Annotated in this window: 8 protein-coding genes; 2 read left to right on the top strand and 6 right to left on the bottom strand. The window is 73.2% G+C overall.

What is annotated here, in order from left to right; translation table 11 throughout:
* Nucleotides 1–55 precede the first annotated feature (55 nt).
* The 3 genes from IE287_RS07590 to nsdA all read right to left on the bottom strand — a co-directional run bounded on the left by IE287_RS07590 (nucleotide 56) and on the right by nsdA (nucleotide 3566).
* Entirely contained in the window at nucleotides 56–394 is a 339-nt protein-coding gene (locus IE287_RS07590; RefSeq protein WP_015036464.1) for a P-II family nitrogen regulator, read from the bottom strand.
* Complete coding sequence (locus IE287_RS07585) at nucleotides 391–1734, bottom strand: ammonium transporter (protein WP_189848112.1); 1344 nt, start codon at nucleotides 1732–1734, stop codon at nucleotides 391–393. Before IE287_RS07585 ends, IE287_RS07590 begins: the two co-directional genes overlap by 4 nt.
* 356 nt (nucleotides 1735–2090) lie before the next feature.
* A complete protein-coding gene (nsdA, locus tag IE287_RS07580) occupies nucleotides 2091–3566 on the bottom strand; it encodes a transcriptional repressor NsdA (protein WP_189848111.1) in 1476 nt (491 codons plus the stop codon).
* Between the two features lie 439 nt (nucleotides 3567–4005).
* Here nsdA and IE287_RS07575 point away from each other — a divergent pair, with 439 nt between their 5' ends.
* Nucleotides 4006–4659 (top strand): bifunctional DNA primase/polymerase, encoded by a 654-nt coding sequence (locus IE287_RS07575; RefSeq protein ID WP_189848110.1) that lies wholly within the window; start codon nucleotides 4006–4008, stop codon nucleotides 4657–4659.
* 66 nt (nucleotides 4660–4725) lie between these two features.
* Here IE287_RS07575 and ftsY read toward each other — a convergent pair whose 3' ends face one another.
* On the bottom strand, nucleotides 4726–5952 hold the full coding sequence (gene ftsY / locus IE287_RS07570; RefSeq protein ID WP_189848109.1) for a signal recognition particle-docking protein FtsY: 1227 nt from the start codon (nucleotides 5950–5952) through the stop codon (nucleotides 4726–4728).
* Between the two features lie 151 nt (nucleotides 5953–6103).
* On the opposite strand from ftsY, the gene IE287_RS07565 reads away from it, so the two are divergent.
* The gene (locus IE287_RS07565; protein ID WP_189848108.1) at nucleotides 6104–7075 is read left to right on the top strand and encodes an LLM class flavin-dependent oxidoreductase; all 972 of its coding nucleotides are present in this window, start codon (nucleotides 6104–6106) and stop codon (nucleotides 7073–7075) included.
* Between the two features lie 3 nt (nucleotides 7076–7078).
* On the opposite strand, the gene IE287_RS07560 is transcribed toward IE287_RS07565, so the two are convergent.
* Nucleotides 7079–8512, bottom strand: coding sequence for a sugar porter family MFS transporter (locus tag IE287_RS07560; protein ID WP_189848107.1), 1434 nt, complete (start codon nucleotides 8510–8512; stop codon nucleotides 7079–7081).
* Nucleotides 8513–8617: 105 nt separating this feature from the next.
* A complete protein-coding gene (gene smc, locus IE287_RS07555; RefSeq protein WP_189848106.1) occupies nucleotides 8618–12169 on the bottom strand; it encodes a chromosome segregation protein SMC in 3552 nt (1183 codons plus the stop codon).
* Between the last annotated feature and the right edge of the window lie 43 nt (nucleotides 12170–12212).

The following is a 12212-nucleotide window of genomic DNA, read 5'->3' as shown; positions in this document are numbered from 1 at the left end:
GCCGTACCCCGGGGAAGCCGTCCCCCTCGGAGCCGTACCCCCCGGGGTGCTGCTCCTAGAGCGCGTCGGGCCCGCGCTCGCCCGTCCGGACGCGGACGGCGGTCTCGACGGGGACGCTCCAGACCTTTCCGTCACCGATCTTGCCGGTGCGGGCGGCCTTCACGACGACGTCGATGAGCTGCTCGGCGTCCTCGTCCTCGACCAGGACCTCGATGCGGATCTTGGGGACGAGGTCGACGGTGTACTCGGCGCCGCGGTAGACCTCGGTGTGGCCGCGCTGGCGTCCGTACCCGCTGGCCTCGGTGACGGTGAGGCCGTGGACCCCGAAGGCCTGGAGGGCCTCCTTGATCTCGTCGAGGCGGTGCGGCTTCACGACCGCGGTGATGAGCTTCATGCGTCCACCTTCTTGTTCTCCGTGACTGCCGGGGCGGGGGCGGTGGTGCGCCCGGAGGCGCCGCCGCCGGCTCCGCTGAAGTCGTAGGCCGTCTCGGCGTGCTCGACCTGGTCGATGCCGGAGACCTCGTCGTCCTCGCCGACCCGCATGCCCATGGTCTTGTCGATGATCAGGGCCAGGACGGCGGAGGCGACCAGGGAGTAGGCGAGGACGGCGAAGACGCCGACGGCCTGCTTGCCGAGCTGCTCCAGGCCGCCGCCGTAGAAGAGGCCCTTGGCGTCGGACTGGACGCCGCCGGTGGCGAAGAAGCCGACGAGGAGGGAGCCGATGACACCGCCGACGAGGTGGACGCCGACGACGTCGAGGGAGTCGTCGTAGCCGAACTTGTACTTGAGGCCGACGGCCATGGCGCAGACGAGGCCGGCGATGGCGCCGACGGCGATCGCGCCGAGGGGGCTGACGGAGCCGCCCGCGGGGGTGATGGCGACGAGGCCGGCGACGGCGCCGGAGGCGGCGCCGAGGGTGGTGAGGGAGCCGTGGCGGACCTTCTCGTAGGCGAGCCAGGCGAGCATGGCGGCGCCGGTGGCGACCTGGGTGTTGACGAACATCACGGCGCCGACGCCGTCGTCGTTGCCGAGCCAGGAGCCGGCGTTGAAGCCGAACCAGCCGAACCAGAGGAGGCCGGCGCCGAGCATGACCAGCGGGAGGCTGTGCGGGCGCATCGGGTCCTTCTTGAAGCCGACGCGCTTGCCGATGACGAGGATGACGCCGAGGGCCGCGGCGCCGGCGTTGATGTGGACCGCGGTGCCGCCGGCGAAGTCGATGACGCCCATCTCGAAGAGCCAGCCGCCGGCGCCCCAGACCCAGTGGGCGACGGGGAAGTAGACGACGGTGACCCAGAGGGTGATGAAGAGGGCCCAGGCGGTGAACTTGACCCGGTCGGCGAGGGCGCCGCTGATGAGGGCGGGGGTCAGGATGGCGAACATGAGCTGGAAGACGGCGAAGACGTACACCGGGATGGTGTAGCCGTCCCACAGCTCGGTGACGCCGATGCCGCTGAGACCGAGGTAGTCGGAGGACCAGCCGACGATGCCGCCGGTGTCGGTGCCGAAGGCGACGCTGAAGCCGTAGAGCACCCACAGGATCGTGACGATCCCCAGGCTGATGAAGCTCATCATCAGCATGTTGAGGGTGGACTTGACGCGGACCATGCCTCCGTAGAAGAAGGCGAGGGCCGGGGTCATCAGCATGACCAGGGCGGAGCAGATGAGCATGAACCCGGTGTTGGCGGCGGACAGCTCGGGGGCGTCTGCTGCCAGGGTCGTGATGGCTGGTGCCATCGGCGTCTCCTCGTCGTCGGATGCGGCCTGTGCGGGGCGGGGCCGGCGGTGAGCGGCGGCCTGAGGGGTGGCCGGTTATGGGCCAGAGATTCGCGCAGCGCGGTTTCCGACGATGCCGCTCGATGTTTCGGGGCAGTGACGAAGGGCGGGGGTGTGTTACGCGACCGTGAACACCCGGGTCACGGGGAGGTAACGGGCGTACGCTCCCGGCCCGGCGGGCGGACCCGGGGCGGTCCGGGACGTGGACCGGCCGCGCCGGCGTCCGTGTGTCCTGTGCGGCGGGGGAGCCGAGTCGGGCAGTACGGGACGTCCGGCGCGGCCGGGGTCGTGGGGCTCGCGGGAGCGGTGCGGGGCGGTCAGACGGCCTCGGCGGACTCGGGCAGGAGCAGGGTGAGCCGGTCGGTGAGGTCGACGACCTCGGCGACGTCACCGAAGTCGCGGGCGGCGGTGTCGACGGTCTTGCGGAGCCGGTTGTTGACCCGCTCGGAGCGGATGGAGCGGGCGACGCCGAGGGCCTTCTCGGCGAGCACGACGGACTGCTCGGGCTCGCGCTTGAGCAGGTGGACGGTGGCCATGCCGATGAGGTTGAGGGCGTAGGACCGCTGGTGGTCGCTGTCCTTCTCGAAGAGCTCCACGGCGCGCTCCATGACGGGTTCGGCCAGGGAGGCGTAGGTCGGGGAGCGCCCGGCGACGTAGGCGAGGTCGCGGTAGGAGTGGGAGTTCTCGCCGTTGAGTTCGGCCTCGGTGAAGAAGCGGATCCAGTCGGGCTCGGGGCCGCCCTCGAAGGCGGCGTCGGCGAAGGTGTCCTCGGCCATCCGGACGGCCCGCTTGCACTTGGAGGGCTGCCCCATGTTGGCGTAGGCGCGGGCCTCCATCGCATACAGCATGGCCTGGGTGCGGGGGGTGGCGCAGTCCCGGCTGCCGTACTGGGCGAGGTGGACCAGTTCGAGGGCGTCGTCGGGGCGGCCGAGGTGGATCATCTGCCGGCTCATGGAGGAGAGGATGTACGAGCCGAGCGGCTTGTCCCCGGCCTCCTTGGCGGCGTGCAGGGCGAGGACGAAGTACTTCTGGGCGGTGGGCTGGAGGCCCACGTCGTAGCTCATCCAGCCGGCGAGTTCGGCGAGTTCGGCGGCGACGGTGAAGAGCCGCTTGGCGGTGGCGGCGGGCTGGGACTCCTGGAGGAGGTCGGTGACCTCGTGGAGCTGGCCGACGACGGCCTTGCGGCGCAGTCCGCCGCCGCACTGGGCGTCCCACTTGCGGAACATGGCGGTGGTGGACTCGAGGAGGTCGAGCTCGATCTCGGAGAGCCGGTGGGGGCGGCGGCCGTCGGGGGCGGGGTCGCCGGGGAGGGGATCGCCGGTGGGGGTGGGGACGAGCCAGCGCTGCATGGGCTCGATGAGGGCCGGGCCGGCGGCGAGCTGGAGGGAGGAGCCGAGGAAGCCGCGCCGGGCGAGCATGAGGTCGCTGCGGGAGAACTCGCTGAGCAGGGAGACGGTCTGCGGCCCGGCCCAGGGCAGGTCGACGCCGGAGACGGAGGGCGTCTGGTGGGCGGCGCGCAGGCCGAGGTCCTCGACGGCGACGACGGAGCCGAAGCGCTCGGAGAACAGCTCGGAGAGGATTCTCGGGATGGGCTCGCGGGGCTGTTCGCCGTCGAGCCAGCGGCGGACCCGTGAGGTGTCGGTGGAGATGTGGTGGGCGCCCATCTGGCGGGCCCTGCGGTTGACCTGGCGGGCGAGCTCCCCCTTGGACCAGCCGCTGCGCACGAACCACGAGCCGAGACGCTCGTTGGGGCGCTTGCCGGCAGTCGTACCGTCTGTGCCGTTGCCGCCCACTGGAACGCCCCCATCCACCTGATTGCCTGTCGTGCGAACCCCTATCAGAATGCCGTGTCCGGCCGCGCTCCGCCCGGTGTTCCGACTCCTTCGAACGGGAAACCGGGTTGCCTCCGGCATACCCGCCCGCGCAAGCCCCTCCGGGGGTTCGGGTACCGAAAGTAATCCTACGATCACCCCCACGGTGAGGGCGTTTCAAGAAACGCCACCATTCGCCACCCCTTCGAATGAACTCCCTTGGCGTCGCACACGATTCACTTGACATGCGACGACCCGGAGTCGGCGGACGGAAGCGCGAAGAGGCGCGCGCCACCGTGCGCACCACCCCGTTCACGACCGTGCGCCACCCCGGGCGACGAGTCCCGGGCAGGGCGTCACCGAGCGTGACGCATGTGTTCCGGGTCGTAACCACCGGCGCGTCCGACCCGTTGGAGGGGGCATGGGCTTCACGATCGGCGGCATCCGCGAGATGCGGTCCGGCTCACGGCGCCGCGCACGCACCACCGAGTGCACCGCGGTGGCCGAGTACACCGGACTCTGGGGCTGGGACGTCCAGCCCGGCGCGCGGGCCGTCAACGGCCAGTGCTCCTGCGGCGACCGGGCCTGCGCGGCTCCGGGCGCCCATCCCCTCCCGTTCGCTTCGCCCGTCCCGGCGGGAGCGGCGCTCGACGACGCGACGAAGGCATGGTCGGAGTACCCCGGGGCGGCGCTGCTGCTGCCGGTGGGCCGCGCCTTCGACGTGATCGAGGTGGCCGAGGCGGCGGGCCGCCGGGCGCTGGTCCGGATGGAGCGGATGGGGCTCCCGCTGGGTCCGGTCTGCGCGACGCCGACCGGCCGGGCCCAGTTCCTGGTGGCGCCGGGCGCGGCGGAGGAGCTGCCCCGGCTGCTGTACCGGATGGGCTGGGACGACGCGGACCTGGACCTGCACTGTCTGGGGCCGGGCAGCCACATCACCGCTCCCCCGTCGAACCTGGGCGGGTCGGGTCCGGTGCGCTGGCTGCGGCCGCCGACGCTGGACACGGCGGGGGCGCCGCCGCAGGCCCGGCTGCTGCTCGGCACGCTGGCGTACATGTGCCATCGGACGCACGCCTGACCGGTGGCGTACGCGAAGGGCCCCCGCCGTGGTCGGCGGGGGCCCTTTCCTGTGCCGTCGCGGAGGTCAGTCGCCGATCAGGGCGTCGACGAAGGCGGCGGGCTCGAAGGGGGCCAGGTCGTCCGGGCCCTCGCCGAGGCCGACGAGCTTGACGGGGACGCCGAGCTCGCGCTGGACGGCGACGACGATGCCGCCCTTGGCGGTGCCGTCGAGCTTGGTCAGGACGATGCCGGTGATGTCGACGACCTCGGCGAAGACGCGGGCCTGGATGAGGCCGTTCTGTCCGGTGGTGGCGTCGAGGACGAGGAGGATCTCGTCGAGCGGGCCGTGCTTCTCGACGACCCGCTTGACCTTGCCGAGCTCGTCCATGAGGCCGGTCTTGGTGTGCAGGCGGCCGGCGGTGTCGACGAGGACGACGTCGGCCTTCTCGGCGATGCCCTCCTTGACCGCGTCGTACGCGATCGAGGCCGGGTCGCCGCCCTCGGGGCCGCGGACGGTCCGGGCGCCCACGCGGTCGCCCCAGGTCTGGAGCTGGTCGGCGGCGGCGGCGCGGAAGGTGTCGGCGGCACCGAGGACGACGGACTTGCCGTCGGCGACCAGGACGCGGGCGAGCTTGCCGGTGGTGGTGGTCTTGCCGGTGCCGTTGACGCCGACGACCATGACGACGCCGGGGACGTCCTGGGGGCTCTCGGTGTGCACGGTGCGGTCGTAGTCGCCCAGGAGGGCGACGAGCTCCTCGCGGAGCAGGGCGCGCAGCTCGTCGGGGGTGCGGGTGCCGAGCACCCTGACGCGCTCGCGGAGCCGGTCGACCAGCTCCTGGGTGGGGGCGACGCCGACGTCGGCGGTGAGGAGGGTCTCCTCGATCTCCTCCCAGGTGTCCTCGTCGAGGTGCTCGCGGGAGAGCAGGGTCAGCAGCCCCTTGCCCAGGGAGTTCTGGGAGCGGGCGAGCCGGGCGCGGAGCCGGACGAGGCGTCCGGCGGTGGGCTCGGGGACCTCGATCCCGGGCGCCGGGGGCGCCTCGGCGACCACCGGGTCCTCGATGGCGGCGGGGGTCTCGACCGCCTCCTCGGCGGTCGGGAGGCCGACCTCCTCGATGGTGCGGCGTGGTTCTTCCCGCGGTGTCTCCGCCTCGTCGCCGACGTGCGGCTCGGCGGGCGGAGCGGTGACGGTCGGCGTGGTGGACGGCGGTTCGGCCGGCGGCAGCTGCTTCTTCTTGCGACCGCTGATCACGAGCCCGCTGGTCACGGCGACCGCGACGACCAGAGCGATGACTACAGCAAGGATGAGTTCCATAACCGCTCCAGTATCGGCCACGAGTGGCCCGGTGACGCAGTACGCACGCAGCGTGGGTCGCGGGTCGGCGGGGCGCCGGGACCGTTCCCATCTGACGCACCGTCAGCTATGGTCGGCCCTCGCCGGCAGCCCACCCGCGGAGGGGATCTCGATGGCCTTCAGCGTCGTACGGTTCAACCTGGTCGACCCGCGCGCCACCCCCGAGTCCCTCGCCGGGCGCTACCGCGCCGCCCTGGAGATGGCCGCCCACGCCGACGGGCACGGGGTGGACACGGTCCAGACCGAGGAGCACCACGGGGTGGAGAACAACTGGCTCCCCTCCCCCTTCGTCTTCGCGGGCGCGGTCTTCGGCGCCACCCGCCGGATCGCGGTCACGGTCTCCGCGGCCATCGGCCCGCTGCACGACCCGCTGCGGCTCGCCGAGGAGATCGCGGTCCTCGACCTGCTGGGCCGGGGCCGGCTGGTGACGGTGGCCGGGATCGGCTACCGGCCGGAGGAGTACGAGGAGCGCGGAGTCGACTGGGGGCGGCGCGGGAAGCTCCAGGACGAGCTCCTGGAGACCCTGCTCGCCGCGTGGACGGGCGAGCCCTTCGCGTACCGGGGCCGTACGGTGCGGGTCACCCCGCGGCCCTTCACCCGGCCGCACCCGCTGCTGCTCGTCGGGGGCTCCTCGAAGGCGGCGGCGCGGCGGGCGGCCCGGCTGGGGCTGCCGTTCTTCCCGTCCGCGCACCTGCCGGAGCTGGAGGCGTACTACCGGGAGCGGTGCGCGGAGTACGGGACGGAGGGCTGGACGATGATGCCGGGGCCGGTGACACCGCTGCTGCACGTGTCGGAGGACCCGGACCGGACGTGGGCGGAGTACGGGGAGCACTTCCTGCACGAGGCCCGGACCTACGCCTCCTGGCAGTCGAAGGACATCCGGTCGGCGGTGCGGTCGGGGGCGTCGAGCGTGGCGGAGCTGCGGGCGGAGGGGGTGTACCGGGTGGTGACGCCGGAGGAGTGCGCGGCGCTGGGGCTGGAGAGCCTGGTGCTGCATCCGCTGTGCGGGGGGATGCCGGTGGAGGAGGGGTGGCGGAGCCTGCGCCTGTTCTGCGACGAGGTGCTGCCCCGCCTCGGGGCGTAGGCGTCAGCCCATCTCCTCCAGGGCCTTGCCCTTGGTCTCCTTGACGAACTTGAGCACGAAGGGGATCGAGAGGACGGCGAAGAACGTGTAGATGACGTAGGTGCCGGAGAGGTTCCAGTCCGAGAGGGACGGGAAGCTGGCGGTGATGGCCCAGTTGGCGATCCACTGGGCGGAGGCGGCGACGCCGAGGGCGGCGGCGCGGATCCGGTTGGGGAACATCTCTCCGAGGAAGACCCAGACGACGACGCCCCAGGAGAGGGCGAAGAAGAGTACGAAGACGTGGGCGGCGACGAGCGCCACGACGCCCTGGGTCTCGGGGAGCTTGCCGTCGACGAGGTCGGCGGAGAAGGCCCAGGCCTCGAAGGCGAGGGCGATCGCCATGCCGACGGAGCCGACGAGGGCGAGCGGCCTGCGGCCGACCCGGTCGACCAGGACCATCGCGATCACGGTGCCGATGATGTTGATGATCGACGTGGTGAAGGAGTAGAAGAACGAGCTCGACGGGTCGATGCCGACGGACTGCCACAGCGTCGCGGAGTAGTAGAAGGCGACGTTGATGCCGACGAGCTGCTGGAAGACGGAGAGGCCGATGCCGACCCAGACGATGGGCAGCAGGCGGAAGCGGCTGCCGGGGGTGAGCAGGTCCTTGAAGGTGGACTTGTGCTCGCTGCGCATGGCCCGGTCGATCTCGGCGACGCGGTGGTCGAGGTCGACGCCCTTGCCCTCGACCTCGGCGAGGACCTCCTTGGCCCGTTCGGTCCTGCCCACGGAGATGAGGAAGCGGGGGGACTCGGGGATGGCGAAGGAGAGCATCCCGTAGAGGAGGGCGGGGACGACCATCACGCCGAGCATCCACTGCCAGGCCTCCAGGCCGCCGATCTCGCCGCGCTGGTCGCCGTCGGCGAGCTGGAGGATGCCGTAGTTGACGAGCTGGGAGATGGCGATGCCGATGACGATGGCGGCCTGCTGGAAGGAGCCGAGGCGGCCGCGGTAGGCGGCGGGGGCGACCTCGGCGATGTAGGCGGGGCCGATGACGGAGGCCATGCCGATGGCGAAGCCGCCGACGATCCGCCAGAAGGCCAGGTCCCAGAGGGCGAAGGGCAGGGCCGAGCCGACGGCGCTGACGGTGAAGAGGGCGGCGGAGATCTGCATGCAGCGGATGCGGCCGATGCGGTCGGCGATCCGGCCGGCGGTCGCGGCGCCGATGGCGCAGCCGATCAGGGCGATGGCGATGACCTGGGCGAGGGTCGCGGAGCCGATGTCGTAGCGGTCGCGGATGGCCTCGACGGCGCCGTTGATGACGGAGCTGTCGTAGCCGAAGAGGAAGCCTCCCATCGCGGCGGAGGCGGTGATGAAGATGACGTGGCCGAGGTGGTCCGGGTGCGCCGCCCGGCCTTCGGACGGGGGCGGCGGGGGAGCCTTCTCGGTGTTGGTCACGTGGACTCCTCGGTGTGACGGCCTGCGGTCCTCTTCCCGGGGTGCCGGGAGGCTTCCGGTTACCCAGGATTCCCAGTGGCGCACACCTTCCGGCCGTCCACCACTTCAGCGGAGCCGCTGGCTGATCACCTTCGAGACGCCGTCACCCTGCATCGACACGCCGTACAGCGCGTCGGCGACCTCCATCGTGCGCTTCTGGTGGGTGATCACGATGAGCTGCGAGGACTCCTGGAGCTCCCGCATGATCCGGATCAGCCGCTGGAGGTTGGTGTCGTCGAGCGCCGCCTCGACCTCGTCCATGACGTAGAAGGGGCTGGGCCGGGCCTTGAAGATGGAGACCAGCAGGGCGACGGCGGTCAGGGAGCGTTCGCCGCCGGAGAGCAGCGAGAGGCGCTTGACCTTCTTGCCCGGGGGACGGGCCTCGACGTCGACGCCGGTGGTGAGCATGGAGTCGGGGTCGGTGAGGACGAGGCGGCCCTCGCCGCCGGGGAAGAGGCGGGAGAAGACGCCCTCGAACTCGCGGGCGGTGTCCCGGTAGGCCTCCGTGAAGACCTGCTCGACGCGCTGGTCGACCTCCTTGACGACCTGGAGCAGGTCGGCGCGGGTCTTCTTCAGGTCCTCCAGCTGTTCGGAGAGGAAGCGGTGGCGGTCCTCCAGGGCCGCGAACTCCTCCAGGGCCAGCGGGTTGACCTTGCCGAGCTGCTGGAAGGCGCGCTCGGCCGCTTTCAGCCTCTTCTCCTGCTCCGAACGGATGAACGGGCGGGGCCGGTTGCGGGGGTCGTCCGGGTCCTCGGGCAGCGTCTCGCCCTCGGCGGGCGGCGACGGCGGCACGGGCTGGTCGGGGCCGTATTCGGCGGTGAGGGAGCCCGTCTCGACCCCGAACTCCTCCAGGGCCTTCGCCTCCAGCTGCTCGATCCGCAGCCGCTTCTCGGCGCCGAGGACCTCGCCGCGGTGGACGGAGTCGGTGAGCTTGTCGAGCTCGGTCGTGAGCGCGCGGCCCCGGGTCCGGGCGGCGGTGAGGCCCTGCTCGCGGTCGGCGCGGGCGGCGGCGGCCGCGGCCCGCTCGCGGTCGGCAAGTGCCACCGAGACCTCGACGTGGGCGAGGAGGGTACGGGCTCCGGCGGCGACGGCGGCGGCGGTCCGGGCCTCGTGGCGGAGCCGGGCGCGGCGCTGCTCGGCACGCGCGCGTGCGTCGCGTTCGGCGCGGGCGGCGCGGTCGAGGGAGTCGGCCCGGCCGGCGAGGCCCCTGACGCGCTCCTCGTGGGTGCGGACCTGGAGGCGGGCCTCCATCTCGGTCTGGCGGGCGTTGGACCCGTCGATGGCGAGCCGGTCGCGGACCGAGGTGTCGGGCTCCTCCTCGGCCGGCGCCTCCTCGGCGACGAGCAGTCGCCCGGCGAGCTCCTCGGCCTCGGCGCCGGCCCGTTCCAGTGCCTCCTGGGCGCGGGCGACGGCGGCGGCGGTCCGTTCGGCCTCGCCGACCGCTCCCCTGGCCTGGCCGGCGAGGCGCCCGAGGGCCTGGGCGACGGCGGCCCTCTCCTTCTCGGCGGTACGGCGGAGGGCGTCGAGCTCCTCGGCGAGGGCGGCGGCGGCCCGGCGGCGCTCGGCGGCCTCCTCCCGGGCGCGGACCGACTCCTCGCGGCGGGCGGTCAGCTCGGCCAGTTCGGCGGCGGCCTCGTCGACCTGGGCCCGGACTTCGAGGAGGCTGGGCGCGCCGGCGGAGCCGCCCTGGGCCCAGTGGGCGCCGAGGAGGTCGCCGTCGGCGGTGACGGCGGTGAGCCCGGGGTGGGCGCGGACGAGGTCGCGGGCGTGGTCGAGGCCGTCGACGAGGACGATCCCGTCGAGCAGCCGGCGGACGGAGCCGAGGAGCTCGTCCGGGCCGGTGACCAGGGCGGCGACGGGCCGGGCGCCGGCGGGCAGCGGGCGGGGGGCGGGGGCGGTGTCCCGGGGTGCGGCGAGGAGGAGGGTGGCGCGGCCGGCGTCCTGTTTGCGCAGGAGGCGGAGGGCCTCGGCGGCGGTGGCGGTGCCGTCGGCGGCGAGGGCGTCGGCGGCGGCGCCGAGGGCGGCGGCGACGGGGACCTCGTGGCCGGGGGCGACGGTGAGGAGTTCGGCGGCGGGGCCGAGGAGGCCGGTCAGGCCGGCGGAGAGGAGGGCCCCGGTGCCGTCCTTGCGGCGCAGGCCGAGGGCGAGGGTGTCGTGGCGGGCGCGGGTCGCGGCGCGTCGGCTCTCGGTGGCGGCGGCGGTCTCGCGGGCGGCGCCGAGGGCGGTCTCCGCGTCGGCGAGGGCGCGGCGGGCCTCCTCGTACCGCTCGGCGCGGTCGGTGTCGGCGGCGTCGAGGCCGTCGACCTCGGCCTTGAGCCGTTCGTACTCCTCCTGGGCGGCGACGGCGCGGTCGGCGGCCTCGTCGCGGGCGGCGGCGAGCCGGTCGATCTCGGCCTGGGCGGAGGCCGCCCGGGAGCGGGCGGCGTTGACCTGGCCGTTCAGGCGGGCGAGGCCCTCGCGGCGGTCGGCGAGGGCGCGGGCGGCGTCCTTGAGGCGCCGTTCCTCGGCGGCGAGGGCCCGTTCCAGCTCGGCGCGGTGGGCGACGGTGTCCTCCAGGGCCCGTTCGGCGGCCTCCAGGGCGGCTTCGAGCTCGGCTTCCTGTGCGCGGACGCGGGCGGCCTCGCGCTCCAGGTCCTCGGGGTCGCGGCCGCGCCGTTCCTCGGCGGGGGCGTCGGTGGCGCTCTTCACGCGCGCGTCGGCGAGGGAGATCGTGCCGCGGACGCGTTCGGCGAGCTGGGAGAGGGCGTGCCAGCTCTGCTGGGCGCGCTCCAGGCGGGGGGCGAGGGCGTGGACCTCGGCCTCCAGGGCGGCCTCGTGGGCGAGGGCGGTGCGCAGCTCCTCCTCGGTGGTCTCCTTGCGGGCCAGGAGGGCGGCCTCGTCGGCGAGTTCGGCGTGCAGGGCGCGCTGGAGGCGGACGAGGTCGTCGGCGAGGAGGCGGAGGCGGGCGTCGCGGAGGTCGGCCTGGATGACGACGGCGCGGCGGGCGACGGCGGCCTGGCGGCCGAGGGGTTTGAGCTGGCGGCGGAGTTCGTCGGTGAGGTCCTGGACGCGGGCGAGGTTGGCCTTCATCGCGTCGAGCTTCCGGAGCGCCTTCTCCTTGCGCTTGCGGTGCTTGAGGACGCCGGCGGCCTCCTCGATGAAGGCGCGGCGGCCCATGGGGTCGGCATGGAGCACGGAGTCGAGCCGGCCCTGGCCGACGACGACGTGCATCTCGCGGCCGATGCCGGAGTCGGAGAGGAGGTCCTGGATGTCGAGGAGCCGGCAGGTGTCGCCGTTGATCTGGTACTCGCTGCTGCCGCCGCGGAACATGATCCGGGTGAGGGTGACCTCGGCGTAGTCGATGGGCAGCGCGCCGTCGGAGTTGTCGATGGTGAGCGAGACCTCGGCGCGGCCGAGCGGGGGCCGCCCGGTGGTGCCGGCGAAGATGACGTCCTCCATCTTGCCGCCGCGCAGCGACTTGGCGCCCTGTTCGCCCATGACCCAGGAGAGCGCGTCGACGACGTTGGACTTGCCGGAGCCGTTGGGGCCGACGACGCAGGTGATTCCGGGTTCGAACCGCAGGGTGGTGGCGGAGGCGAACGACTTGAATCCGCGGAGCGTCAGAGCCTTGAGGTGCACCCCCGGGACTCTACCCGGGGTGTCGCGTTTCGCCCGTGATCGC

It is taken from the genome of Streptomyces omiyaensis (assembly GCF_014650895.1).
Classification (GTDB): domain Bacteria; phylum Actinomycetota; class Actinomycetes; order Streptomycetales; family Streptomycetaceae; genus Streptomyces; species Streptomyces omiyaensis.
This window is presented reverse-complemented; position numbering and strand designations above follow the sequence as displayed.